Origin of the sequence: Micromonospora sp. NPDC049275, from assembly GCF_043197115.1 — a bacterium.
GTDB lineage: Bacteria > Actinomycetota > Actinomycetes > Mycobacteriales > Micromonosporaceae > Micromonospora.
In genome coordinates, this window is sequence record NZ_JBICSN010000001.1 from 501161 (window position 1) to 525700 (window position 24540).

Annotated in this window: 23 protein-coding genes; 6 read left to right on the forward strand and 17 right to left on the reverse strand. The window is 72.4% G+C overall.

Going from position 1 to position 24540, the window contains the following annotated elements:
• Positions 1 to 99: 99 nt before the first annotated feature.
• The 6 genes from ACGFIE_RS02385 to tmk form a co-directional block, all read right to left on the reverse strand.
• Entirely contained in the window at positions 100 to 939 is an 840-nt protein-coding gene (locus ACGFIE_RS02385) for a stage 0 sporulation family protein (protein WP_393290220.1), read from the reverse strand.
• Positions 940 to 1262: 323 nt separating this feature from the next.
• Positions 1263 to 1943 (reverse strand): hypothetical protein, encoded by a 681-nt coding sequence (locus ACGFIE_RS02390; protein ID WP_393290223.1) that lies wholly within the window; start codon positions 1941 to 1943, stop codon positions 1263 to 1265.
• Positions 1943 to 2248, reverse strand: coding sequence for a hypothetical protein (locus tag ACGFIE_RS02395; RefSeq protein ID WP_363687826.1), 306 nt, complete (start codon positions 2246 to 2248; stop codon positions 1943 to 1945). Before ACGFIE_RS02395 ends, ACGFIE_RS02390 begins: the two co-directional genes overlap by 1 nt.
• A 1-nt stretch (position 2249) precedes the next feature.
• The gene (locus tag ACGFIE_RS02400; protein ID WP_007454690.1) at positions 2250 to 2579 is read right to left on the reverse strand and encodes a YbaB/EbfC family nucleoid-associated protein; all 330 of its coding nucleotides are present in this window, start codon (positions 2577 to 2579) and stop codon (positions 2250 to 2252) included.
• A gap of 122 nt (positions 2580 to 2701) precedes the next feature.
• Complete coding sequence (locus tag ACGFIE_RS02405) at positions 2702 to 3970, reverse strand: DNA polymerase III subunit delta' (RefSeq protein ID WP_393290225.1); 1269 nt, start codon at positions 3968 to 3970, stop codon at positions 2702 to 2704.
• On the reverse strand, positions 3970 to 6060 hold the full coding sequence (gene tmk / locus ACGFIE_RS02410) for a dTMP kinase (RefSeq protein WP_393291243.1): 2091 nt from the start codon (positions 6058 to 6060) through the stop codon (positions 3970 to 3972). Before tmk ends, ACGFIE_RS02405 begins: the two co-directional genes overlap by 1 nt.
• A gap of 317 nt (positions 6061 to 6377) precedes the next feature.
• On the opposite strand from tmk, the gene ACGFIE_RS02415 reads away from it, so the two are divergent.
• Complete coding sequence (locus ACGFIE_RS02415; RefSeq protein WP_393290227.1) at positions 6378 to 7583, forward strand: amino acid deaminase/aldolase; 1206 nt, start codon at positions 6378 to 6380, stop codon at positions 7581 to 7583.
• Positions 7584 to 7603: 20 nt separating this feature from the next.
• Here ACGFIE_RS02415 and ACGFIE_RS02420 read toward each other — a convergent pair whose 3' ends face one another.
• Positions 7604 to 8209 carry a TetR family transcriptional regulator gene (locus ACGFIE_RS02420; protein ID WP_393291246.1) on the reverse strand — a complete coding sequence of 202 codons (606 nt, stop codon included), beginning with the start codon at positions 8207 to 8209 and terminating at the stop codon, positions 7604 to 7606.
• A gap of 226 nt (positions 8210 to 8435) precedes the next feature.
• Between ACGFIE_RS02420 and ACGFIE_RS02425 the strand changes: the two genes are divergently transcribed.
• Together ACGFIE_RS02425 and ACGFIE_RS02430 are read left to right on the forward strand one after the other, a co-directional pair.
• A complete protein-coding gene (locus ACGFIE_RS02425; protein ID WP_393290229.1) occupies positions 8436 to 9752 on the forward strand; it encodes a D-arabinono-1,4-lactone oxidase in 1317 nt (438 codons plus the stop codon).
• Between the two features lie 111 nt (positions 9753 to 9863).
• On the forward strand, positions 9864 to 10823 hold the full coding sequence (locus tag ACGFIE_RS02430; protein WP_393290232.1) for a DUF559 domain-containing protein: 960 nt from the start codon (positions 9864 to 9866) through the stop codon (positions 10821 to 10823).
• Positions 10824 to 10903: 80 nt separating this feature from the next.
• On the opposite strand, the gene topA is transcribed toward ACGFIE_RS02430, so the two are convergent.
• The 6 genes from topA to ACGFIE_RS02460 all read right to left on the reverse strand — a co-directional run bounded on the left by topA (position 10904) and on the right by ACGFIE_RS02460 (position 19076).
• Positions 10904 to 13798, reverse strand: a complete 2895-nt coding sequence (gene topA / locus ACGFIE_RS02435) for a type I DNA topoisomerase (protein ID WP_393290235.1) — start codon at positions 13796 to 13798, stop codon at positions 10904 to 10906.
• A 348-nt stretch (positions 13799 to 14146) separates the two neighbouring features.
• On the reverse strand, positions 14147 to 14905 hold the full coding sequence (locus tag ACGFIE_RS02440; protein WP_393290236.1) for a hypothetical protein: 759 nt from the start codon (positions 14903 to 14905) through the stop codon (positions 14147 to 14149).
• The gene (locus ACGFIE_RS02445) at positions 14896 to 15438 is read right to left on the reverse strand and encodes a hypothetical protein (RefSeq protein WP_393290238.1); all 543 of its coding nucleotides are present in this window, start codon (positions 15436 to 15438) and stop codon (positions 14896 to 14898) included. Before ACGFIE_RS02445 ends, ACGFIE_RS02440 begins: the two co-directional genes overlap by 10 nt.
• A 102-nt stretch (positions 15439 to 15540) precedes the next feature.
• Complete coding sequence (locus ACGFIE_RS02450; RefSeq protein WP_393290240.1) at positions 15541 to 17901, reverse strand: sodium-translocating pyrophosphatase; 2361 nt, start codon at positions 17899 to 17901, stop codon at positions 15541 to 15543.
• A gap of 384 nt (positions 17902 to 18285) precedes the next feature.
• Positions 18286 to 18723, reverse strand: a complete 438-nt coding sequence (locus ACGFIE_RS02455) for an ATP-binding protein (RefSeq protein ID WP_393290243.1) — start codon at positions 18721 to 18723, stop codon at positions 18286 to 18288.
• The gene (locus tag ACGFIE_RS02460; RefSeq protein ID WP_363687846.1) at positions 18720 to 19076 is read right to left on the reverse strand and encodes an STAS domain-containing protein; all 357 of its coding nucleotides are present in this window, start codon (positions 19074 to 19076) and stop codon (positions 18720 to 18722) included. Before ACGFIE_RS02460 ends, ACGFIE_RS02455 begins: the two co-directional genes overlap by 4 nt.
• Before the next feature lie 188 nt (positions 19077 to 19264).
• Here ACGFIE_RS02460 and ACGFIE_RS02465 point away from each other — a divergent pair, with 188 nt between their 5' ends.
• From ACGFIE_RS02465 to ACGFIE_RS02475, 3 genes are all read left to right on the forward strand, one after another.
• Positions 19265 to 21637, forward strand: coding sequence for a DEAD/DEAH box helicase (locus tag ACGFIE_RS02465; protein WP_393291247.1), 2373 nt, complete (start codon positions 19265 to 19267; stop codon positions 21635 to 21637).
• A 99-nt stretch (positions 21638 to 21736) separates the two neighbouring features.
• Positions 21737 to 21940 (forward strand): hypothetical protein, encoded by a 204-nt coding sequence (locus ACGFIE_RS02470; RefSeq protein WP_363687848.1) that lies wholly within the window; start codon positions 21737 to 21739, stop codon positions 21938 to 21940.
• Between the two features lie 120 nt (positions 21941 to 22060).
• Positions 22061 to 22639 (forward strand): hypothetical protein, encoded by a 579-nt coding sequence (locus tag ACGFIE_RS02475; protein ID WP_393290246.1) that lies wholly within the window; start codon positions 22061 to 22063, stop codon positions 22637 to 22639.
• A gap of 232 nt (positions 22640 to 22871) precedes the next feature.
• Here the strand turns inward: ACGFIE_RS02475 and ACGFIE_RS02480 are convergent, their stop codons facing one another.
• The 4 genes from ACGFIE_RS02480 to ACGFIE_RS02495 form a co-directional block, all read right to left on the reverse strand.
• Complete coding sequence (locus ACGFIE_RS02480; RefSeq protein WP_393290249.1) at positions 22872 to 23285, reverse strand: Rv3654c family TadE-like protein; 414 nt, start codon at positions 23283 to 23285, stop codon at positions 22872 to 22874.
• A complete protein-coding gene (locus tag ACGFIE_RS02485) occupies positions 23285 to 23599 on the reverse strand; it encodes a TadE family type IV pilus minor pilin (RefSeq protein WP_363687852.1) in 315 nt (104 codons plus the stop codon). Before ACGFIE_RS02485 ends, ACGFIE_RS02480 begins: the two co-directional genes overlap by 1 nt.
• Before the next feature lie 113 nt (positions 23600 to 23712).
• On the reverse strand, positions 23713 to 23880 hold the full coding sequence (locus ACGFIE_RS02490; RefSeq protein ID WP_234584142.1) for a DUF4244 domain-containing protein: 168 nt from the start codon (positions 23878 to 23880) through the stop codon (positions 23713 to 23715).
• A 22-nt stretch (positions 23881 to 23902) separates the two neighbouring features.
• Complete coding sequence (locus ACGFIE_RS02495) at positions 23903 to 24466, reverse strand: type II secretion system F family protein (RefSeq protein ID WP_393291249.1); 564 nt, start codon at positions 24464 to 24466, stop codon at positions 23903 to 23905.
• Positions 24467 to 24540: the final 74 nt, after the last annotated feature.

Here is a 24540-nt window from a genome sequence, read left to right on the forward strand (position 1 = left end):
ACCCCCCGTTGATCATGAAGTTATTGTCCCGACACGCCGGGGCAGGTGGCAATAACTTCATGATCAACGGGGGGTGGAGAGGCCACTGCGAGGAGGGGGTTAGGGGGTGTAGTGCTGGTCGTGGGCTTGGCGGGGGGCGCAGACGGAGGCGCGGGAGCAGGAGCAGCGGGAACCGTCGGCGTCCAGGCGAACGGTCACCGCGTCTTTCGGCACGCTGTGGCCGACCACCCGACCCTCGCCCTCCGGGGTGGAGACACGGCTGCCGACGGCCGGCGCGGTCGCCTGGAAGCGCTGGTACAGCGGGTGCTCGTACTTCAGGCAGCACATCAACCGGCCACACGCCCCGGAGATGCGCAGCGGGTTCAGCGGCAGATCCTGGTCCTTGGCCATCCGGATGGTCACCGGCTCGAAGTCGGTGAGGAACGTCGCGCAGCACAGGTCCCGACCACACGAGCCGATGCCGCCCTGGACGCGGGCCGAGTCCCGTGCCGAGAGCTGCCGCAGCTCGACCCGGCAGTGCAGGGTGGCGCCCAGGTCGCGGACCAGGGAACGGAAGTCCACCCGGTGCGGGGCGGTGAAGTAGACGGTGCTGCGCTCGCCGCCACCGTCGGCGGAGCCGAGCACGTGGTCGACGGCCACCACCTTCATCGGGAGACCGTGTGCGCGGATCAGGCGCTTCGCCGCCACCTTCGCCTCGGCCTTACGACGACGCAGCGCCTCGTCTCGGCGCAGGTCGTCGTCGCCGGCCAGCCCGACCAGCCGGGGAAAGCCGTCGGTCTCCTCGGTCACCCACTGGGCGGCCCAGACGCACTCGGCCACCTCGGGCCCGTCGTCCGTCGGCACGAGCACCCGGTCACCCACCTGCGGACGCAACTCGCCCGGGTCGAGGTAGTAGAGGCGCCCGTACCGGTTGAAGCTGACCGCGCAGAGCATGCCCATCCCCCCACCTTACGACGCAGCACCGCCAACGACGCAGCGGCCAATCCCTCCGCTGCCATCCATGACCGTCGACTCGACCGATTGCCGGGCCACCCGTCGTGCCGATGACCCTCGCCCGGACGGTTGAATCCGGCCGCGGGTGGGGGACAAACGCCGCCGGGCGGCGTTGAGTGGAGGCAGACCTGCGGGGGGTGCAGGGGGAAGACCACGGCGTCGCCGTGGGCGTCGACTCTGCTCGGGCGCCCGCGAGCGACGCCGTGGCCTGTCCGCAGAGCTGCCCGACGGCGACGCGCTCCCCGAGGGGGACGAGCCGCGGCGATCGGCTACCAGCCGACCCGGGTGGGCTGGTCGTAGCGGGGACGGCCGTCCAGCGGCGACCGCCAGATGGACTCGGCCAGGCTCGGCGCCCACTGGCGCAGCAGTGTCTCGGCCCCGTCGTACGCGACGCACAGCACCGCCAGCACCCGGGCGGCGATCTCGGCCGCGTCGGCGACACCCGGACCGACGGGCGTCAGGCGGGTCGGCGGGCCGGCGGCGGTGGCGGCGACAACGGCCACCGCCTCGGCCGAGCGCAGCACGTCGGCGATCGTGCGGGCCAGGGCGAGGCGGCTGCCCTCCACCCAGTCGGCGAGCGCGTCCGCGTACCCGGCGGTGGAGTCCAGTCGACCGACCAGGCTCTCCGGGCCCTCGTCAAGGTGACGCAGCAGCGCCGCGCGCTCCTGCCCGTACGCCGAGGCGGCCGGGCCGGACCAGAGCACCGGGTCGGTGAGCGCGGCGCCGACGTCGTCGTACCCCCGGACGAGCCGGCGGACGGCGTGCCCGGCGCTTGCGAGCGGCGCCGGGTGGAGGTCGAGGAAGCCACGGACGGCGTCACCCGGCAGCACCTGCATCCGGCGCAGCAGAGGCCAGACCCGGTGCCCTTCGGGGACGCCTGCCGCGAGCAACGCGTCCACCCGGTGGAGCAGGTCGAGGCCGGGTTCGGCGAGCCGGTCCAGTGGGTCCATCACGGCTCTCCGATGATCCGACGGCGGGCGGCGCGGTCGACCTCGGCGTACCGGTCGGCGGCCTCGCGGATCGCCGAGGCGGCGGCGGCGAGCCGACCGGCGGCGGCTCGTGCCTCGCGGGCCCGGTCGTCGGTGGCGGCGGTCCACTGTCGGTGCAGCGCGCGACCGATCTCGCCGGGGCGGCCCGGGGCGTCCGTACCGAACGCCGCCTGGGCCGGGTCGCTGGCGGTGACCGTGTGGGACAGGGTGGTGAGCGTGGCGCTCGCCTCGTCGAGCCGGGCGGAGAGCGCGCGCAGTGCGTCCATGTCAGGCCCCCGCGAGCGGTCGGTAGGCGGCGAACGTCTCGTTGTGCAACTTCTCCCGGGCCCACTCGGCGGCGTCGGCGGCCGCGGTGACGGCGGCCTGCACCGAGCCGGCCACGTCCCGTGGGCTGCGGGTGTGCAGCGGCCCGAGGAACCGGACGTCGGTGATCCGCCCTCCGGCGGTGACCACCACCTCGACCAACCCGTCCGGCGACCGGACGGTGACCTCGACCGTCGACACGGCCTGGTCGAACTCGGCCTGCAGCGATTCGATGCGGCGGTAGCGCCGCACCGCCTCCTCGATCCAGGCCTCGTCGATCTCCCCCCGCGGCATCGGCGGCTCCTCCCGGATGGGCCCTCACTGAGCGTGCCGCCACCGTCACCACGGCACACCGGACCGTACCGCACAGCAATCGCGCGTGTCGATGGCTGTGGACAACCGGCTGGAGCTGCGGGTCAGCCCTTCCAGAGGGCGAGCATCATCGCCTCGACCGCGATCCGCGGCTTGACGTTCGCCTCGATCGCCGTCCGGCAGGCGAGGACGGCCTCCAGTCGGCGCAGCGACCCCTCGGCGTCCCACTTCTGGGCTCCCGCGCCGGCGAGCGCGGCGGTGTCGGTGTGCACCGGGTCGATCGGGGCTCGCAGCGCCATGGTGAGCGCGTCCCGGTAGAAGCCGGCCAGGTCGACGAGCGCCCGGTCCAGCGCGTCCCGCTGGGCCCGGGTGGCACGCGACTTCTGCCGCTTCTCCAACTCCTTGAGCTGCCCGGCGGCACCACGCAGCGCGCCGGCCGCGCCCCGGCCGGTGCCGCCCGCGCCGAGCGCGGTCTCCAGCGCCGCCCGTTCGGTCGCGTCGGCCTCGGACACCGACGCCTCGGCCTCCGCCTCGGCCGCCTCGATCAGCGCGGAAGCCGCGTCGAACGCCGCGCCGACGCCTGTCAACCGTCGTGGCACGGCGAGCACCGCCTCACGCCGCTTGCGGGCCTCCGGGTCGCGGGCCAGCCGGCGGGCCCGACCCACGTGCCCCTGCGCCGCGGCCGCCGCCCACTGCGCCACGTCGGGCGCGATGCCGTCCCGACGGACCAGCACCTCGGCCACCGCCGCGGCCGGCGGCTGCCGCAGGGGTACGACCCGACAGCGCGACCGGATGGTCACCGACACGTCGTCGGGGTGGGTGGAGGGGGCGCAGAGCAGGAAGACCGTACGCGGCGGCGGCTCCTCGACGGCCTTGAGCAGCGCGTTGCTGGCCGCCTCGGTGAGCCGGTCGGCATCCTCGATGACCACCACCTGCCAGCGCCCGCCGGACGGGGTGCTGGCCGCGCGCAGCACCAGCGCACGCATCTCGCCGACGCCTATGGAGAGCCCCTCCGGCACCACCATCCGGACGTCGGCGTTGGTGCCGCCCATCGTGGTGTGGCAGCCGGGGCACTCGCCGCAGCCGGTGCCGTACGTGCACTGCAGGGCGGCGGCGAAGGCGCGGGCGGCGACCGAACGGCCGGAGCCGGGCGGCCCGGTGAAGATCCAGGCGTGCGTCATCCCGGTCGACGGATCCAGCAGGCCGGGCTCGGTGTCACCGGCCTCGCCAGGGCTGGCCGGGCCGGCGGAGATCAGCGCGGGTGCCCGGTCGGCCGCACCGGCGCGCAGCACGGCTGCCGCCGCGGCGGCGGCCCGGCGCAGTTCGGCTACCGCCTCGTCCTGACCGACCAGGTCGGCGAAGACGTCCGGCATCAGGTCTTGTGCTCCATCATCACCAGCTCCGCGTCGGATAACTCCGGCTGCACCGACGTGTCCGGGCCCTGCGCGGGGCGAGGGTGCACGATGCCACCCGGCTTGCCCAGCATCTCCGAAACGCGCCGGACCACCAGCCCGGTGATCTCGTCGGCCGGCCGGGACGCGTCGAGCACCAGGTAGCGCTTCGGGTCGGCGGCGGCCAGGTCCAGGAAGGCGTACCGGACGCGCTCGTGGAAGGCTATCGACTCGGCCTCCAGCCGGTCGGCGCCCGCGCTGCGCGAGGCGACCCGGGACAGGCCGGTCCGCGGCTCGACGTCGAGCAGCACCACCAGGTCCGGCTTGAGCCCGCCGGTGGCCCAGGAGGACAGCCAGGAAACCTCGTCGACCGGGAGCGTCCGCCCCGCGCCCTGGTAAGCCAGCGACGAGTCGACGTACCGGTCGCTGATCACCACATCACCGCGGACCAGCGCGGGCCGGACCACGGCGGCGACGTGGTGCGCCCGGTCGGCGGCGTAGAGCAGCGCCTCGGCGCGCGGGGAGGGCGCGTCGTCGCCGGAGGTGTCCAGCACCAGGGAGCGGATCCGCTTGCCGACGGTCGTGGCCCCCGGCTCGCGGGTGACCAGGACGTCACGCCCCTGGCCGCGCAGCCGCTCGGCGAGCGCGGCGAGCTGGGTGGACTTGCCGGCGCCCTCGCCGCCCTCGAACACCACGAAGAGCCCGGCGGAGACGAACGGCTCGGAGGGCATCAGCGGGCGACCACGGATCGAGCCCCAGAGGTCGGCGAGGACGGGGACGCCCTTCTTGTCGTCCATCTGGCCGAACGCGCTGATCCCGGCGAAGATGCCGGCGGCACCGGCGGCGAGCAGCAGCAGTCGGGTGGAGGAGACGGAGATGCCGAGGTCGGCGATGGTCAGCTTGCGGGAGCCGCCGACGCCTACCAGCACGCTGCTCAGGCCGATGGCCAGGATCAGCACCAGCCGGGTGCCGATCTGCACCACCGCGAAGACCCGGCCGCGCACCTCGTCGGCCACCTCGCCGCCCAGCAGCGTGGTGCCGGCCAGGAAGGCCATCCCGGCGCCGGCGCCGACCAGGACCGCGCCGACGATCGCCATGGACAGGTGAATGGCGAAGGCGAGGGTCATCACGGCGGCGCTGGCCAGCACGATGCTCATGCCGAACCACCGGCGCCGGGACATGTCCTTGACGATCATCGGGCCCAGACCGATGCCGAGGGCCAGACCGGCGAACATGGCGCCGAAGAGCAGCGAGAACGCGGCGTCGCCAGCGCCGAGCGAGTTGGCGAAGAACTTGGCCGTGCCGACCACGATGCCGCCACCGGCGAACGCGCCGAAGATGCCCAGCACCAGGCCACGCACCAGCGGGGTCTTGCCGATGTATTTCCAACCCTCGGAGAACTGCCGGAACATGCTCTGTTCGGCACGCTCGACCTCACCGCGTTGCGCCTCGCTGATCTCCTTGATCCCGAAGGCCACCACCAGTGCGGTGGCGAGCCGGGACAGCGAGTTGATCCAGAGCGCGAGCTGGGCCGGTTCGGCCCAGGAGGGCAGGTCGCCGCCCACGGCGCCGCGGACGCCCCGGTCGAGCACGGCCAGGCCGACGGCTGCGGCGATCGGGGTGAGCCCGTACGTGGTGATCAGGGTGAGCTGGTTGGCCGCCTCCAGCCGGGCCCGCGGGATGAGGTTCGGGACCGCGGCCTCCTTGGCCGGGATCCAGAGCAGGGTGATCGACTCGATCAGGAAGGTGGCGATCAGCGCCCAGCCGACCACCAGGCCACCCGCCGCGCCGGAGAGGGCGTAGAGCGGAATGGACGCGAAGAGCACGAAGCGCAGCAGGTCACAGATGACCATCGTCCAGCGTCTGTCGAACCGGTCGGCGAAGACGCCGGCCACCGGGCCGAGCACGAGCGCGGGCAGCAGCCGGATCGCGGTCACCCCGCCGAACGCGGCGCCCTGGGCGGTGCTGCCCTGCACCTGCGAGGCGGCGAAGAGAGCGGTGGCCAGCAGACCGAGCCAGTCGCCGAAGGAGGCCGCGCCGAGCACGATCCAGAGCCGTCGGAACGGCCTGATCCGCAGAACCGAGCGGATCGCGGCGTAGCCGGACGGATCGACCTGACCGGAGCTGGACTGGTTGGCGGCGTTGCCCGACTGGTCACCCGCGCGCGACACGCCGGGCGACTCGCCGCTGTTCTGGCTTTCGATGGCCGTACCTCCACGTGCCGGCCCATCGCTGGGCACCCCCGGTGGAACACTCTAGACCCGGTGGGGGCCGCCCCACCGGCGACATTCTCCTGCTCGCTGAGCCTAGGCCGCCGGAGGCGCCGGCCGCAGCCCGGGACGTACGCGAGGGTATTTCGCATTCACCGTCGGACAGTTAGCGTGCACACGTGGCCATCGAAAGCGACAAACTGCGCGACCGCCTGGACCGGGCGACAGCCCATCTCGACCCCCCGTACGCCGTGGTGGATCTCACCGCCTTCGACGCCAACTCGGCGGCCCTCGCCGACCGCGCCGCCGGCAAACCGATCCGGCTGGCCAGCAAGTCGGTGCGCAGCCGGGAACTGATCGGCCGGGCGCTCGCCCGACCCGGCTGGCACGGCGTGATGGCGTTCACGCTGCCCGAGGCGATCTGGCTGGTCCGGGCCGGCCTGAGCGACGACGTGCTGGTCGCGTACCCGAGCGCCGACCGGGCCGCGCTTGCCGAACTGGCCGCCGATTCGACGCTCGCCGCCGCCGTCACCCTGATGATCGACAGCATCGGGCAACTGGACTTCATCGACGCCGTCCGAGCCCCGGGGCAGCGCGAGGAGCTCCGGCTCTGCCTGGACCTGGACGCCTCCTGGCGACCACTGCGCGGGGTGCACGTCGGCGTCCGCCGCTCTCCGGTGCACAGCGCCCGGGCGGCCGGCGCGCTCGCCGCCACCATCGCCGACCGGCCCGGCTTCCGGCTGGTCGGGCTCATGTCGTACGAGGCGCAGATCGCCGGCCTGGGCGACGCGCCGCCGGGGCGGACGCTGCTGGCGGGCGCGATCAGGCTGGCCCAGCGCGGGTCGTACCGCGAGTTGCTGGCCCGCCGGGGCGCGGCGGTGGCCGCGGTACGCGAGCACGCCGACCTGGAGTTCGTCAACGGCGGTGGCACCGGCAGCGTGGCCGCGACCAGCGCCGATCCCGCGGTCACCGAGGTCACCGCGGGATCGGGCCTGTACGGGCCGACGCTGTTCGACGCGTACCGCGCCTGGCGGCCCAGCCCTGCGGCGTTCTTCGCCTGCGCGGTGGTCCGCCGGCCGACGCCGGAGCTGGCGACGGTGCTCGGCGGCGGTTGGATCGCCTCCGGTCAGGCCGCCGACAGCCGGCTGCCCCGACCGTGGCTGCCGGCCGGCCTGAAGCTCGTCGGCACCGAGGGCGCCGGTGAGGTGCAGACACCGCTCTCCGGCGCGGCGGCGGCCACCCTGCGCGTCGGCGACCGGGTGTGGTTCCGGCACGCCAAGGCCGGTGAGCTGTGCGAACGGGTCAACGAACTGCACCTGATCGAGGAGGACGCGGTCGTGGCGACAGTGCCCACCTACCGGGGCGAGGGCCACGCGTTCCTCTGACGGGCGCGCGGCAGGCCCACTCAGGCGTGCTGGACGACCTCGGCCTGCTGCTCGGCGGCGGAGTGGTCGCTGTCGCGCCCGTCGACCTGGCGGTGCAGGTACTCCCGGATCAGCGCCTTCGCCTCGAGCAGCACCCGCTCGTCGCCGTCGGACTTCCGCCGGAACGCGAGCTTGATCAGCGCGTCGGCGGCCTCCACCGCGATCTCCAGGACGAAGCGCAGCTTCGGCACGTCGGTCAGCCCGAAGCGCTCGATGAGCACCCGCGCCAACTGATCGGCGATCACGCCGTTGTTGTCCCGCTGCTCATCGAGCAGGTGCAGGTCGACCACATCGCCGAAGTGCAGGGTACGGAAGCCGGGGACGGTGCGGTGCATCGTGATGTACTCGTCGATGCCCGCATCGACGCCGTCCCACCAGTGGGTCATCTCGTCGGAGGCGAAGCGCTCGTCGAGCCGCTGCAGGTAGGACTCCATCGTGCGCAGGGTCAACGCCTGCACGATCGCCCGTTTGTCCGGGAAGAACTGGTAGACCGACCCGATCGCCACTTCGGCCCGCTCGGCGAGCAGGGTCGTGGTCAGTCCCTCGTACCCCACCTCGTCGACGAGTTCGGCGCAGGCATCCAACATGCGCTGGACCCGCGCAACACTTCGACCCTGCACCGGTACGCGGCGCAGCGGCCCGGTCGTGGCGGCTGGTGTGGACACTCGGCGCCACCCCCCTTCGACGGATGAACATATCTCCACGTCACGAGTCCGTGACTACCGGTACAACGAGCGGATCGCAATTGCGGTATTTACCAGGTACAACGTTCCTGATATGAAGTCACTTCATATTCATGAATGAGGAGCGCGCATGGTCGGCACCGCACCGCTCACCGCACGCTGGTCCAACTGGGCCGGCAACCAGCGTGGCAGCGCCACCGCGATCCTGCGCCCCGGCTCGCCGGACGACGTCGCCGAAGCCGTCCGGGTCGCCGCCGCCGCCGGAGGCCGCATCCGCGTCACCGGCAGCGGCCACTCGTTCACCGCTGTCGCCCTTGCCGACGACCGGCGGATGGAGCTGTCCGAGTTGGACACCGGCGTCAGCGTCGACGTCGCGCGTCGACTCGTCACCGTACCGGCGGGAATGACCCTGCACACGCTCAACGGACTGCTCGCCCGACACGGCCTCGCACTGCCCAACCTCGGCGACATCGACGCGCAGACCGTCGCCGGCGCGATCTCCACAGGCACCCACGGCACCGGCGCCGGCTACGGCTGCCTGTCCACCTTCGTCGAGGCCCTCACAGTGGTCACCGGCACCGGCGAGGTTCTGCGCTGCTCCGCCGACGAACACCCCGACGTCTTCTCCGCCGCCCGGGTCTCGCTCGGCGCGCTCGGCGTCCTGGTCGAGGTGACCCTGCGCTGCGTGGACGCCTTCGTCCTCCGCGCCCACGAACGTCCCGCCGAGCTGGCCGACGTGCTCGGCGAACTGCCCGCGCTGATCGGCCGGCACGACCACGTCGAGTTCTACTGGTTCCCGTACACGTCCCGGGTCCAGGTCAAGGCCAACGACCGGGTGCCCGCCAACGACCGGCCGCTGCCCCGCTGGCGCGGCTGGCTGGACGACGACTTCCTGTCCAACACCGTCTTCGCCGGTGCCTGCCGCCTCGGCCGGGCCGTGCCGGCGCTGGCACCCGGCATCAGCGCCGTCTCCGCCCGCGCGCTCACCGAACGGCAGTACACCGGGCGCTCCGACCGGGTGTTCTGCACGCCGCGCCGGGTCCGCTTCGTCGAGATGGAGTACGGCCTGCCCCGCGAGGCGCTGCCCGAGGCGCTCACCGCACTGCGACGGATCGTGGACGGGCTGCCGTTCAAGGTCCTGTTCCCGGTCGAGGTGCGCTTCACCGCCGCCGACGACATCTGGCTGTCGCACGGCTACGGCCGGGACAACGCGTACGTAGCAGTGCACCAGTACGTCGGCATGCCGTACGAGCCGTACTTCCAGGCGTTCGAGAAGGTGGCCGCCGAGCTGGGCGGTCGTCCGCACTGGGGCAAGCTGCACTACCGCGACGCCGCGTCACTGGCCACGGCGTACCCCCGCTTCGCCGACTTCCAGGCGGTCCGCGACCGCCTGGACCCGAACCGCGTCTTCACCAACCCCCACCTGACCCACGTCCTCGGCGCCTGACGTTCGAGATCTTGGTACGAGACGGCCCCTCCAGGGGCGGTCGCGTACCAAGATCTCGGGCGGTATCCACAGGGACGGACAGCTGTGCGGGCGCGGGGGCAGGGTGGGTCCGTGCGGGCGAATGCGGGGTGGGCCGGGCTGCGGCGGGCGCTGCCCGGCGATGACGCCGACGAGCTGACCTGGCTGCTGTTCCAGCAGGATGCCGTCATCAGCCTCGACCAGGCGCGACGACACCTGTCACCGAAGGCGATCCGCCACCGGGTGTCCAGCGGCCGCTGGCGACGGGCACACCGGTCGGTCCTGATCACGCACAACGGCCCGATCACTGTCGAGCAGAGCTGGTGGATCGCCCTGCTCGCGGCTGGCCCCGCCGCGCTGCTCGGTGGCCTGACGGCCGCTCACGCCTGCGGGCTGCGCGGTTACGACAGCCGGACCATCCACGTGCTCCTGCCGGCGAGGCATCAGATCCGTGCGATACCGCCAGGTGTACGCGTCCACCGCACGACCCTCCTTCCCGCAGCCGACGTCCACCGCTTGGCGCGACCGCCCCGCACCAGAGCTGCCCGGTCGCTGGTGGACGCGGCCCAGTGGGCGCGCACCGACGCCGAGGCGAGGGCCATCATCGCGGCCGGCTTCCAGCAACGACTCGTCGCCGGCGACGACCTGCACCACGTCCTGGGGCGGCTGCCCCGGGCCCACCGTCGACAGTTGATCCACCGAACCGCCGTGGACGTCGCCGGGGGCGCGCATTCCCTGGCCGAGCTCGAATTTCTCGACCTGGTCCGTCGCGCCGGGCTGCCCGAGCCGTCCCGCCAGGCCGTCCGACGCGATGCCGCCGGGCGCCGCCGCTATCTCGACGCGTGGTTCGAAAAGTGGCGAGTCCACGTGGAGATCGACGGCGGGCAGCACCTCGATCCGCGGACCGCCTGGGCGGACATGCGGCGGCAGAACGACCTGTGGTTGGAGGGCGACCGCGTTCTTCGCTTCCCCGCCTGGGCGATCCGCGCAGACGCCGCCGAAGTCGTCCGTCAACTCCGAACCGCCCTCGAAGCCGCCGGCTGGCCCGGCTGACGACCTCGCCTGGCCGAGATCTTGGTACAAAACGGCCCCGCCAGGGGCGCTCGCGTACCAAGATCTCCGGTCCCGAGGTCCTACTCCGTGCTCGACGCGGCCTTGCGGGGGGTCGCCTTCTTGGCCGGGGTCTTCTTCGCCGTCGTGGAGGTGGCCTTGGCCGTCGTCGTCTTCTTCGCGGCCGTGGACTTGCTGGCAGCGGCCGTCTTCTTGGTGGCCGTGGCCTTCTTCGCGGCCGTGGCCTTCTTGGCGGGCGCCTTCTTCGCCGCCGCCTTCTTGCGTGGCCCCGGGCCCTTGGCGCGCTTGTCGGCAAGCATCTCGGAGGCTTCCTCGATGGTCAGCGCCTCCGGGGTCTGCCCGCGCCGCAGGGACGCGTTGAACTCGCCGTCGGTGACGTACGGGCCGAAACGCCCGTCCTTGATCACCAGCGGCTTCTCGGTCAGCGGGTCGACGCCCATCTCCCGCAGTGGCGGCGCGGCGGCCCGCCGGCCCCGGGTCTTCGGGGCGGCCAGCAGGGTCAACGCCTCGTCCAGGGTGACCGTGAACATCTGCTCTTCGGACTCCAGCGAGCGGAACTCCTCGCCCTGCTTCACGTACGGGCCGTAGCGACCGTTGTTGGCGAACACCTCGACGCCGTCGGGCGCGACGCCCACCAGCCTGGGAAGGCTGAGCAGCCGCAGCGCCTCCTCCAGGGAGAGCGAGTCAGGTGTCTGCGAGCGCAGCAGCGAGGACTTCCGCTCACCACTGGACACGTACGGGCCGAATCGGCCGGACTTCAGCACGATCGGCTCGCCGGTGGCCGGGTCGTCGCCGAGCTTGCGCTCGCCGCTGCCGCCGAGGAACAGCTCGTGCACCTTCTCCGGGGTCAGCTCGTCCGGGGCGAGGCCCTCGGGGATCGGTGCCCGGTCGCCCTGAGGGCCGCTCTCCTCACCCGAAGCCGAGGCCGCCCCCGAAGCGGAAGCCGCCGTCGAGGCCGAAGCCGCCGCCTGCTGCTCGCCGCCGGGCAGCTCACGCTGGAGGTACGGGCCGTACCGGCCGACCCGGACCACTACCTCGCGGCCGTCGTCGTCGGTGAAGAGCGGGATCGAGTTGACGCTGCGCGCGTCGATGTCGCTGAGGTTCTCGGTGACCAGCTTCTTCAACCCACCGGAGCGGGCGATGTCCTGGTCACCGGCGCCGTTGGCGCTGCCGAAGTAGAACGCGGTGAGGAAGTCGACAGCGGCGTGGTCACCGCCGGCGATCTCGTCCAGCTCGTTCTCCATCGTGGCGGTGAAGTCGTAGTCGATCAGACGCGGGTAGTGCCGCTCCATCAGCCCGATCACCGCGAAGGCCAGGAACGTCGGGATCATCGCCTGGCCGCGCTTGGTGACGTACCCCCGGTCCTGGATCGTCTGCATGATCGACGCGTAGGTGGACGGGCGGCCGATGCCCAGCTCTTCCAGGGCCTTGACCAGCGACGCCTCGGTGTAGCGCGACGGCGGCTGGGTGTGGTGGCCCTGCGCGGCCAGCTCGTCGGCGGTCAGCGGCTGGTCCTTGACGAGGGTGGGCAGCCGGCGCTCGGCGTCCTCGGCCTCGGCGTTCTCGTCGTCGCTGGACTCGACGTACGCGCGCAGGAAGCCCGGGTCGGTGATCGTCTTGCCGGTCGCGCCGAAGTCGGCCTCCTCCTGCGAGGTGGAGACCGCGCGGATACGCACCGACACGCTGGAGCCGACCGCGTCGGTCATCTGCGAGGCGATCGTCCGCCGCCAGATCAGCTCGTAGAGCTTGAACTCCTCGGCGGACAGCTCCTTGGCCACCTCGCCCGGGGTGCGGAAGTTGTCCCCCGCCGGGCGGATCGCCTCGTGCGCCTCCTGCGCGTTCTTCACCTTGCCTGTGTAGCGGCGCGGCTCCGGCGGCACGCTGCGCTCGCCGTACAGCTCGACGATCTGCCGGCGGGCCGCCGAGATGGCGGTCTCCGACAGGTTCACCGAGTCGGTACGCATATAGGTGATGTAACCGTTCTCGTAGAGCCGCTGCGCGGTGCGCATCGTCTGCTGCGAGGACAGGCGCAGCTTGCGGGCCGCCTCCTGCTGGAGGGTCGAGGTGATGAACGGCGCGTACGGGCGACGGCGGTAGGGCTTCTCCTCGACGCGGGTGACTGTGAACGGCCGGCCCTCCAGACGGGCCGCGAGCCCACGGGCCCCGCCCTCGTCCAGGTGCACGACGCCCGCGCCGGCCCGGACCCGACCGGTTGTCGGCTCGAAGTCCTTGCCGGTGGCGATCCGGTCGCCGTTCAGCGCGACCAGGGTGGCGTTGAAGGTGCGCGGCCCCTCACCGGCGTTCGCCACGGCGAGGGTGGCCAGGATGTCCCAGTACTCGGCGGTGCGGAAGGCCATCCGCTGCCGCTCCCGCTCGACCACGATCCGGGTCGCCACGGACTGCACCCGGCCGGCCGAGAGCTTCGGCATGACCTTCTTCCACAGCACCGGGGAGACCTCGTAGCCGTAGAGACGGTCGAGGATCCGCCGAGCCTCCTGGGCGTCGACCAGATCGCGGTCGATCTCCCGTGGGTTGGCCACCGCCGCCTGGATCGCCGGCTTGGTGATCTCGTGGAAGACCATCCGCTTGACCGGCACCTTGGGCTTGAGCGTCTCCACCAGGTGCCAGGCGATCGCCTCGCCCTCGCGGTCCTCATCCGTCGCCAGGAAGATCTCGTCGACCTCCTTGGACAGCTTCACCAGCTTGCTTATCTGCTGTCGGCGGTCGGCGGAGACGACGTAGAGGGCGTGGAACCCGTTGTCCACGTCCACCCCGAGCCGGGCCCAGGATTCGCCCTTGTACTTCGCCGGCACGTCGGCGGCGTTGCGCGGCAGGTCGCGGACGTGACCGAAGCTGGCCTCCACGACGTACCCCGGGCCGAGGTAGCCCGAGATCGTCTTGGCCTTCGCCGGTGACTCGACGATGACCAGACGGGTGGTTCCAGCTTTGCTCGGCACGTCTCTGTCGTCCTCACTCCTGCTCGTGGCCTGCCGGCGCCGGGAACAGCGACCGCTCTCCACCCCGCCGCGGCACCGGCGGTCCGGATGTCCAACGTAACGCGCCGTCCGCGTTTCGGGTTTCGCGGGCGGCAATCCGCTGCGGCGCGGCGGTCAACTCCGCCCCGCCGTGCTCGGCACTGCCGGACGGCGCCACCGTACACCGTGAGTAGGGCTCGAAGCGGGTCACTGTGACGATGGCGGACCATCGACCGAGGTCCGACCCGCCCGTTTTCCTCTGGATCGGCCCGCCGGCTGTCCGGCACCGGACAGCCGGCCACCCCTCCCGACTTGGGCGGATTGCCTGGTTCAGGCCCGGCTGGGCCAGGCGTCCGTTGGCGCCGTCGGCGGTGGCCCGCCGACCAGTTCGGCGAGTCGCGCCAGCCGGCGCCGGCCGGTGATCCGGTACGCCGGGCCGCCCTCGTCCGGGCCGACAAACGTGCCGGCCAGGCCGGCGGCGGCGAGAGCTGCGCCGATCGCGTCCCAGGACTCCCGGTCTCCCGCGCCGAGCCCCAGCAGGAACCCACCGGGCGGCTCCGGCGTGCCGGCGGCGGCGAGCCAGAGCCGCAGCCGGCGGCCGGTCAGGTGGAAGACCGCCGGCGGACGCTTCGTCGGGCCGTGCAGCCAGGCGACCGCGAGCGGCTTCAACAGACGGGTGTACGACGTACGGACGGTGTGTCGCTCGTCCTCGGTCGGCTCCCAGCTCGCGGCCAGGCCGCGCAGCGCCAGTTCGGCGACGAGCACGTGCACCCGCCAGGCGGCGTCCACCCGCACCGCGAGACGGGCCGTGCCGCCCATCCGGACCACCTCGCCCGGCCCGGCGAGCAACCCGGCCAGGTCGGCGACCGTCGGTTCGGCGGCATCCGCGCCGAAGAAGACCAGTTGCCGGCCCGCGTCGTCGGCGTGCGGCGACCCGGGTCGACTCGACTCCGATCGGGCCTGGTCGCCCCGTCGCCGGCCGGCGCCCGACGTCGCCGCGCCGGTGTCCGGCGGATCCGGCTCGGGTACGGGGAACAGCGCCTCCAGCGGCTGCGCCGCCGAAGAGTCACCGAGCCCGTTCAGCGACACTCCGGCACCTCGTCGAATGCCTGTTTCAACTCCTCGGAGTTGAGCTTGCTGGTGTCCAGAGCGCTGGCGTCGTACTCCTTGTTGAGTGTTTCCACGGCGGCCCGCACGCCGTCGTAGAAGGCTGTCGGCTCGCCGGTGCCCAACCCCTCGATGGTGTCCCGTGCCCGGCCGTAGGCGTCCCGCATCTTGCTCAGCGAGCCGCGGAACCCGGCGGAGATGGCCTCGCCGTTGTCGGTCTCCGGGATGCCGGCCTGCTCGACCTTGCGGCGCGCGGTCTCGCTGGCCTGCTCCGCGCCCCCGAAGAGCCGCACCAGGTTCTCCTTGGCCTGCGCCGGGGTGGTCTGCGCCGTCATCTGCTGATCGGTGCTGCTGGTCAACTTGCTGATCTCGGAGCGCCACGGCGTGAGCGCGCCGCAGACCGACGCCGCCCAGGCCCGCGGGCTGGGCCCGCCACCGCAGCCGGCGAGGACGACGACGAGCGTGGCCAGGACCACCGTGAGCTTTCCGGCGGCAGACGCCCGGCACGTACGCATGCGTTGCAGCGTACGGCCTTCGGCCAGGCGTGGCACCGGTCCGGATGGCCGGGGTCCCCGCCCGACGGGTACGTCGAACGGGGACCCCGGTGCCGGTGGCGCTCAGGCGTTGACCGTCTCCGGCCGCTGGTCGGCGCTGCCCGCGCCGGTGGTGCCACCGGCGTCGGAGTCGTCCATCGCGATGCCCTTGCGCTTGCTGAAGACCACCGACGCCACGATGATCAGCGTCGCGACCAGCGCGATGCCCACCCGCAGTGCGACGTTGCGGTCGTCACCGACGCTGTACGCCACCACGGCGGGCGCGATCAGCAGCGAGACCAGGTTCATCACCTTGATCAGCGGGTTGATCGCCGGGCCGGCGGTGTCCTTGAACGGGTCACCGACGGTGTCGCCGATGACCGTTGCGGCGTGCGCCTCGGAACCCTTACCGCCGTACGCGCCGTCCTCGACCAGCTTCTTGGCGTTGTCCCACGCGCCACCGGAGTTGGCCAGGAAGACCGCCATCAGCGTGCCGGCACCGATCGCACCGGCGAGGTACGCCGCCAGAGCGCCGGGCCCGAGGCCGAAGCCGACAGCGATCGGCGCCAGGATGGCGAGCAGACCGGGGGTCATCAGCTCGCGCTGCGCGTCCCGGGTGCAGATGTCGACGACCTTGCCGTACTCCGGGCGCTGGGTGCGGTCCATGATGCCGGGCAGCTCACGGAACTGCCGGCGAACCTCCATCACCACGGCGCCTGCCGAGCGGGACACCGCGTTGATGGCCAGCCCGGAGAAGAGGAAGACGACAGCCGCACCGATGATCAGGCCGACCAGGTTGCGCGGGTTGGCCACGTTCAGCGCGTTGAGGATCTCCGCCTCGACGTTCCCCACCTTCGCGTCCCCGTACGCGGCCTTCAGCGTGTCCGTGTACGAGCCGAACAGCGCAGTCGCCGCCAGCACCGCGGTGGCGATCGCGATGCCCTTGGTGATCGCCTTGGTGGTGTTGCCGACGGCGTCCAGTTCGGTGAGCGTCCGCGCGCCGTGCTCGTCGATGTCGCCGGACATCTCGGCGATGCCCTGGGCGTTGTCGGAGATCGGCCCGAAGGTGTCCATGGCGACGATGACGCCGACAGTGGTGAGCAGGCCGGTACCGGCCAGCGCCACCGCGAACAGCGACAGCGTGATGGAGCTGCCGCCGAGCAGGAACGCCCCGAAGACGCCGGCGCCGATCAGCAGCGCCGAGTAGACAGCCGACTCCAGCCCGATGCTGATGCCGGCCAGGATCACCGTGGCGGCGCCGGTCTGCGAGCTCTTGCCGATGTCCTGCACGGGCCGGCGGTTGGTCTCGGTGAAGTACCCGGTCAGCGCCTGGATCGCCGCGGCCAGCACGATGCCGATCACCACCGCGCCGATGGCCACCAGTCGCGGGTTGCGGTCGGTGACGTCGAGCCCGCCCTCCAGCTCGGCGAAGGTCGCCGGCAGGTACGCGTACGCGGCGATCGCCACCAGCACCGCGGAGAGCACCGCGGAGAGGTAGAAGGCCCGGTTGATCGCGGTCAGGCCGCTGCGGTCGGAGGCGCGCAGTCGCGTGATGAAGACGCCGACGATGGCCACCAGCACACCGATGGTGGAGATGATCAGCGGGAAGACCAGACCGTCCTCGCCGAAGGCGGCGCGGCCGAGGATCAGCGCGGCGACGAGCGTCACCGCGTACGACTCGAACAGGTCGGCGGCCATACCGGCGCAGTCACCGACGTTGTCGCCCACGTTGTCGGCGATGGTGGCGGCGTTGCGCGGGTCGTCCTCGGGGATGCCCTGCTCGACCTTGCCGACCAGGTCGGCGCCGACGTCGGCGGCCTTGGTGAAGATGCCGCCGCCGACCCGCATGAACATCGCGAGCAGAGCGGCGCCGAAGCCGAAGCCCTCCAGCACGGTGGGCGCGTCACCCCGGTAGACCAGGACGACGAGCGCGGCGCCGAAGAGGCCGAGGCCGACGGTGAGGAAGCCGACCACGCCACCGGTCCGGAAGGCGATCTTCATGGCCGCCTCGCGGCCACCCTGTCGCTCCCGGGCCGCGGCGGCCACGCGCAGGTTGGCGCGGGTCGCCAGCCACATGCCGGCGCCGCCGATGGACGCGCTGAAGACGGCGCCCACGACGAAGAAGAGCGAGCGGCCGACCTTCACGGCCATCTCGCTGCCGTCGGTGTCGTGCACCGGCAGCAGGAAGAGCAGCACCACGGCGACGACGACGAAGATCGCCAACGTGCGGAACTGGCGGAGCAGGTAGGCCGAGGCGCCCTCCTGGACCGCCCCCGAGATCTCCTGCATATTGGTGGTGCCCTTGCCGGCTGCCAGCACCGTCTTCGTCAATGCGGCGGCGAAGACGAGCGCCACCAGCGCGATGACCGCGGCGATGACGACGTACGTGACATTGCTTCCGGTAAGGGAAAGCCCGCCGCCATCGGCGGCCAAGGTCTCGGACATCTGTGTCCTCCTGTTACCGAACACTCGCGTCGACGGTGGAGACGCACCTGTCGACGCCTGGATGCGGACTCGCAAGCGCGCGCCAACCCACCCCAGCGGACCAGCGATACCCACCCATACCCGCTGGCTGCGGGCTGGATCACTTGCTGACAACCCGGGTACTGTAGCCCTCCACAGTGTTCGAGGTCACATCGAGGTGGCACCGTGTCGCGATGATCTTCGTCGCTGTGTTATGAAACGAAATCTGATATAGGGCCCGATCCATGACGACAAGGCCGCACCCCCTGACGGGATGCGGCCTGGCGGTTGTGCGGCCTTGCGCGTTGTGCGGCCTTGCGCGTTGTGCGGCCTTGCGCGTTGTGCGGCCTTGGATACCGGGACGGGTCAGCGGCCGACCGGCCACACCATCCGTACCTCGGTGCCGATGCCCTCGTCGACCGGGCGCACCTGCAGATCCTCGACGAAGCCCGCGAGCAGGGCGAACCCGACACCAGTGGTGAGCGCCTCGTCGGTGAGCGACTCGTTGGCCAACGCGTCCGGCGGCAACGCCGCCAGCCCGATGCCTGCCTCGATCGGCGCGCGGTCCACCACCCGCACCGCGTACGAGCCGCCGTCGGACATCTCCACCAGCACCGGATCGGCCAGGCCGTACTGGCGGTGCAGGGCGACCGCCCGGGTGCACGCCTCACCGATGGCCAGGCGCACCTCGTCCAGCAGGTCCTCGCGGACACCGGCACGCCGGGCGACGGCCACGCCGACAAGTCGGGCCGTACGCACGTGCACCGGCGCCGGGGAGAAGGAGAGCCGGACCGTCGCCATCACGCGTTGGCGCCGGTCGGGCCCGCGCCTACCGCCGCCTCGACCGTGGGGTGCAGCGGGAACACCTGGTCCAGCGCCGTGATCCGGAAGATCTTGAGCAGCGGCTCCTTGTCACAGACCAGGGAGAACGAGCCGCCGGCCGTCCGCAGCCGCTTGTGCGCGCCGACCAGCACGCCCAGCCCCGTGGAGTCGAGGAAGTCCACCCGCCCGAGGTCCACGACCACGTGTCGCGCGCCACCGTCGATCAGCTCGAGGAGTCGTTCACGGAGCCGGGGCGCGGTGTAGACGTCCACCTCACCGCCGACCTCGAGCACCGTGTGCTCGCCCACGGTGCGCGTCGCCAGCGACAGCTCCATCGGTCCTCCTCGCCAGAGCCGTAAACTCTCCTGGGCATCTAACCACTACCGCCGGGACACCCTGCGGTCACCGGCGGAGGCTTCCCCTTACCCCCGGCCCCGGCTTTTCATCTCCGAACACCAGTGCGAGAGTGCAGGACGTGACCTCCAACGACTTCATCTCGGCGCGCCCTACGCCGCGCCGCGAGCTGGAGTCGTCCGCCGCGCCCACCGTATCCGCAGGTCAGGACGCTGGCCCAGCGCCCGTCGACCTGCTGCGCCGGCTGCGCGCCCGGGGCGCCGGCGATCCGGTCACCCACGTCGAGCGGGTGCCGGCCCGCGTCGGGGTGCCCGCACCGTGGCCGGCGTGGGCGCCACCGGAGCTGCGCGCGGCGTTCGCCCGTCGCGGCGTGGTCGCGCCGTGGCAGCACCAGGCCGAGGCGGCCACCCTGGCGTACGAGGGCGGCCACGTGATCGTCGCCACCGGCACCGCGTCCGGCAAGTCGCTGGCGTACCAGCTCCCGGCGCTGGCCACCCTGCTCGCCGACCCCCGAGCCACGGTGCTCTACCTGGCGCCGACCAAGGCCCTCGCCGCCGACCAGTTGCGGGCCGTCGCCGACCTGACCCTGGAGGGGGTACGCCCCGCCTGCTACGACGGGGACACACCGCGCGCCGAGCGGGAGTGGATCCGCCGGCACTCCCGCTTCGTGCTGACGAACCCGGACATGCTGCACCACGGCATCCTGCCCGGCCACGCCCAGTGGTCCGGTTTCCTGCGCCGGCTGGCGTACGTGGTGATCGACGAGTGCCACACCTACCGGGGCGTGTTCGGGTCGCACGTGGCGCACGTGCTGCGGCGACTGCGCCGGCAGTGCGCCCGCTTCGGCGCCACCCCGGTGTTCGTGCTCGCCTCGGCGACCTCCGGCGACCCGGCGACCGCGGCCGGACGACTGACCGGCCTGCCGGTGACGGCTGTCACCGAGGACGCGTCGCCGCGCGGCGGGGTGACCTTCGCGCTCTGGGAGCCGCCGCTGCTGCCACCCGACTCTTCTGCCTCTCCTCCGGTGCCCCCGCAGGCCACCGGCGAGCACGACGAGCTTCGCCAGGTCCGCCGGTCCGCGCTGCGGGAGACCGCGGACCTGCTCGCCGACACGGTCGCCGAGGGCGTACGCACGCTCGCGTTCGTCCGGTCCCGCAAGGGCGCCGAGGTGGTGGCCGCCAATGCGCGCCGGGCGCTGGACGACGCCGTGCCGGGGCTCGGTGACCGGGTCGCCGCCTACCGGGGTGGCTACCTGCGCGAGGAGCGGCGCGAGCTGGAACGGGCGCTGCTGCACGGTGACCTGCTCGGCCTGGCCTCCACAAACGCGCTGGAGTTGGGCGTCGACCTGGTCGGTCTGGACGCGGTGCTGATCTGCGGCTACCCGGGCACCCGGGCGTCGCTGTGGCAGCAGGCGGGCCGCGCCGGACGATCCGGGCAGGAGGCCCTCGCGGTGCTGGTGGCGCGGGACGATCCGCTGGACACCTACCTGGTCCACCACCCGGAGGCGATCTTCGGTGCGCCGGTCGAGGCGACGGTGCTGGACCCGGCCAACCCGTACGTGCTGGCGCCGCAGCTGGCCTGCGCGGCCGTCGAGGCGCCACTCACCCCGGCCGACCTGGCGCTCTTCGGCGACGGAGCGAAGGAGGCCATCGACCAGTTGGTCGAGGCGGGGGCGCTGCGGCAGCGGCCCACCGGCTGGTACTGGCGGCACCGCGAGCGTCCCGAGGTGGACCTGCGCGGCGAGGGAGGCGCCCCGGTCGTCGTGGTGGAGTCCTCCACCGGTCGCCTCCTCGGCACTGTCGACGGCGGCTCGTCACACTTCCTGCTGCACCCCGGCGCGGTCTACCTGCACCAGGGCGTCTCGTACGTGGTGGACGACCTGGACCTGGCCGACGGGTGCGCGCTGGTGCACGTCGAGGAGCCGGACTGGTCCACCCACGCCCGGGACGTCACGGACCTGTCCGTGGTGTCGGTGCGCTCCTACGTGGACGCCGGGCCGGTCGGCATGTTCCTCGGCGAGGTGGACGTGACCAGCCAGGTCGTGTCGTACCAGCGGCGCCGGATCGCCACCGGCGAGGTGATCGACACCCGACCGCTCGACCTGCCCACCCGGGAGCTGCGCACGGTGGCGGTCTGGTTCACGCTGTCACCGCGATCACTGGCCTCCGCCGGGGTCCAGCAGGCCGACGTGCCGGGTGCGCTGCACGCCGCCGAACACGCCGCGATCGGCCTGCTTCCACTGATGGCGACGTGCGACAGGTGGGACATCGGCGGGCTCTCGACCGCCCTGCACCCGGACACCGAGGCGCCCACGGTCTTCGTCTACGACGGACACCCGGGCGGCGCCGGCTTCGCCGAGCGGGCGTACGGGACGGCGTCGGCGTGGCTGCGCGCCACCCGGGACGCGATAGCGGAGTGCGGCTGCGAGACCGGCTGCCCGTCCTGCGTGCAGTCGCCGAAGTGCGGCAACGGCAACAACCCGCTCTCCAAACCGGACGCGATCCGGGTGCTCGACGTGGTGCTGGGAAATCTGCCCGCCTGAGCCACCTTGCATGAATCCGCGCGGCTCTGGGCACAATGGCATGGGAGCGCTTCCATCGATGCTTGTTCTGTAGTTCGCCCCCGCGCCCGAGGAGAAGCCGTGGCCGACACGATCGCCGAGACCGTCGACCTGCTCTACACCATCGACCAGGACCAACTCACCCTCGACCAGCAGATCGCACTCGGGGCCGCGCTGGCCGCCCTGGCTCAGGCGGAACGCCTGGAGCAGATCAACGAGCGGCTGCGCAGCATCCACCAGGTGCTCAACACCTGGGCGTTACGCGTGACCGTGGACGGCCGCTGACAGTTGTCGGGGCCGGTCCGGCGGGGCGGGCCGGTCGGGGGTGGGAGCGCCGGGGCACGGGCGGGCAGCGGTTGTTCGGCTGTGCGAGACTCCGGCGCACCATCCCCCTGAGGAGAACAGATGCAGCTCGACAACTTGCAGACCCTGAATCAGTTCCACATCCGCCAGCGGCTGCGGATGATGGTCAACCAGTACGAGGTCCGGGCGGTCGCGCCGGACGGCACGGAGGGTGAGCTGCTGGCGTTCGCCCAGCAGAAGCGGCTCGCCTTCAAGGAGCAGGTGACGATCTACACCGACGACTCCAAGCAGCAGCCCCTGCTCGGCTTCAAGGCCCGCCAGCGCATCGACCTCGGCGCCACGTACGACGTCACCGACGCGGCCGGTAACGCGATCGGCCTGTTCCGCAAGGACTTCGCCCAGTCTCTGCTGCGCTCCACCTGGCACGTCGAGCAGGCCGGTCTGCCGCAGGTGACGGGGCAGGAGCGCAGCCTGCCGGTGGCGCTGCTGCGCCGGTTCGTCGACTCGCTGTCCTGGCTGCCGTACCACTTCGACTTCACCGCCGGCGGCCAGCCGGTCTTCTCCGTGGTGAAGAAGTGGGGCCTGCGCGACAAGTACGTCGTCGAGGTGCAGAACCCGCAGGTCGACCGCCGTCTCGTCATCGCGATGGCCGTCGCCCTCGACGCGCTCCAGGCCCGCTGACGCACCCGGCTCACACCTTCTCGGCCGCTGGCCGGGACAGGGCGCGCTGCCCTGTCCCGGCCAGCCGGCTGCGGTCGGACCAGCCCAGCCGTCGGGCCAGCCCAGCGCATCCCGCAAACCTCGCGACACCGGTGCCAGGTCGATGTCTCCCCGGGGTCTTCGTTCAGCCGCAGACCGCGCCGAATGCGGGCCGTCGACTCAGCCACGCACCGGAACGGCGCGGGCCGTCGACTCAGCCACGCACCGGACCGGCGCGGGCCGTCGACGCGGCGACCCGGGTCAGGCCCGGAAGCGGCGTGAACGCCACCTCGACGGTCACCAGCACGTCCAGCCCGTCGAGGTGACAGTCCACCAGTCGGCCAGCGTTGCGTTGGGCGATGTCCGCAGCGGCAGCGCAGGCCACCGCATCGCCGTCAGGCGCCCGGGCAGCCCCGGCCAGCGCGCCGAGATCTGCCGCCACCGCCGCCCGTTGAGCCGCCATTCCCGCTGCGGCGACGGCCGCGCCGAACGTCCCGACCAGCACGAAGACCAGTCCCAATGCGAGTAGCAGCAGGGTCGCGCCACCTCGCTGCGCGTCCGGTCGGTCGCCATCGTTTCGCTCAGCGTTCGGGCCGCGCCCACGCGACCGAACGCGAAAGTGTCGCATCACCAACTCCCTTCGCTGGCGCCTGGTTCCAGGGCCGCGACGGCGGTGGCGACCACGGTGACCCGCGGTAGCCGGCCGCCCAGCGCGCGGACGGGCGCGCGGACCGTCGCCTGCACCCGATCGCCGTCGACCGAGACCGACACCTCCGCCCCCGGCGGTGCCGCGCGCCCCCCGTCCGCGCCGCTGTCGCCCCGGGCCGCGGCCAACGCCGCCTCCCGGGCCGTGTGCAGGCAACTCGCCTGAGTGCTGACGGCGTTGACCGCGGTCAGGCCGGCGAGCAGGAGCAGGAGTAGCGCCGGCAGGCCGGCCGCCAACTCGGCGGTGAAGGAGCCCCGGTCGCCGCCGCCGAGGTGGACCTGACACCCTCCGTCGCACGCTCGCCCGGGGGAATCCGTCTTCCGAGCATGGCCGACCTGCCGGCGCCCTGTCACTTGAGCGCCCGGTCGATGACCGCGGTCAGCGCCGACTGGACATTGCCGGAGGTCAGCACCTTCAACAGGATCCCGGCGAAGGCCACCGCGGCGAGCGTGCCGACGGCGTACTCGGCGGTGTTCATCCCGTCGTCGCCGCGGAGTCGGGCGATGAGTTTGCGCATGCGTCTTTCCTTTCTCGATGGGTCAGAGCACGTCGCCGAGAACGGCGACGATCACCGGCACCAGGCCGGCGAGAATGAACGCGGGCAGGAAGCACAGCCCCAGCGGCAGCACGATGAGGACGCCGGCCCGGCGGGCGGACGCCTCGGCGGCGGTAGCCCGGTCGGCCCGCAGGTCGTCGGCGAGACGGGTCAGCGCACCGGCCAGCGCAGCGCCGCTGTTGGCCGAGCGGAATGCCGCGGCTGCCATCCGCTCCGCTCCCGGCACCCCTTCCAACGCCGACCAGGCCTCGGCCGGGCCACCGCCGAGGAGCAGCGTGCGGCCGACCCGGGCCAGTCGGCTGGCGAGCGGGCCGTCCAGCGCCTCGGCCACGGCCAGCACCGAGCGGTCCACCGGCGCACCCGCCCGCATCGCCGCCGCCAGCAGGTCAGCGGCGAGTGGCAGGTCGGCGGACTCCCGGAGTCGCCGACCGCGGACCGCCGGAGACTCGATCCGCCGCAGCAGCACGTCCAGCAGGACAGCTGTCGGAACCGCACCGAGCAGCCCGAACCAGCCCTCGACGACCACCGCCACGGCGAGCCCGGCCATCCCTGCCGCGAGCCGGATAACGTCCGGTCGCCACCGCCTCTCCACATCGCCGCGACCCGAACCGCCCCGGTCCG

Excerpts from the sequence above, each read along its gene's own strand:
- ACGFIE_RS02385 (WP_393290220.1), bottom strand. The coding sequence starts at position 939 with ATGGGCATGCTCTGCGCGGTCAGCTTCAACCGGTACGGGCGCCTCTAC.
- ACGFIE_RS02390 (WP_393290223.1), bottom strand. The coding sequence starts at position 1,943 with ATGGACCCACTGGACCGGCTCGCCGAACCCGGCCTCGACCTGCTCCAC.
- ACGFIE_RS02395 (WP_363687826.1), bottom strand. The coding sequence starts at position 2,248 with ATGGACGCACTGCGCGCGCTCTCCGCCCGGCTCGACGAGGCGAGCGCC.
- ACGFIE_RS02400 (WP_007454690.1), bottom strand. The coding sequence starts at position 2,579 with ATGCCGCGGGGGGAGATCGACGAGGCCTGGATCGAGGAGGCGGTGCGG.
- ACGFIE_RS02405 (WP_393290225.1), bottom strand. The coding sequence starts at position 3,970 with ATGCCGGACGTCTTCGCCGACCTGGTCGGTCAGGACGAGGCGGTAGCC.
- ACGFIE_RS02420 (WP_393291246.1), bottom strand. The coding sequence starts at position 8,209 with ATGTTGGATGCCTGCGCCGAACTCGTCGACGAGGTGGGGTACGAGGGA.
- ACGFIE_RS02425 (WP_393290229.1), top strand. The coding sequence starts at position 8,436 with ATGGTCGGCACCGCACCGCTCACCGCACGCTGGTCCAACTGGGCCGGC.
- ACGFIE_RS02445 (WP_393290238.1), bottom strand. The coding sequence starts at position 15,438 with ATGCGTACGTGCCGGGCGTCTGCCGCCGGAAAGCTCACGGTGGTCCTG.
- ACGFIE_RS02450 (WP_393290240.1), bottom strand. The coding sequence starts at position 17,901 with ATGTCCGAGACCTTGGCCGCCGATGGCGGCGGGCTTTCCCTTACCGGA.
- ACGFIE_RS02460 (WP_363687846.1), bottom strand. The coding sequence starts at position 19,076 with ATGGAGCTGTCGCTGGCGACGCGCACCGTGGGCGAGCACACGGTGCTC.
- ACGFIE_RS02475 (WP_393290246.1), top strand. The coding sequence starts at position 22,061 with ATGCAGCTCGACAACTTGCAGACCCTGAATCAGTTCCACATCCGCCAG.
- ACGFIE_RS02480 (WP_393290249.1), bottom strand. The coding sequence starts at position 23,285 with ATGCGACACTTTCGCGTTCGGTCGCGTGGGCGCGGCCCGAACGCTGAG.
- ACGFIE_RS02490 (WP_234584142.1), bottom strand. The coding sequence starts at position 23,880 with ATGCGCAAACTCATCGCCCGACTCCGCGGCGACGACGGGATGAACACC.
- ACGFIE_RS02495 (WP_393291249.1), bottom strand. The coding sequence starts at position 24,466 with ATGGCCGGGCTCGCCGTGGCGGTGGTCGTCGAGGGCTGGTTCGGGCTG.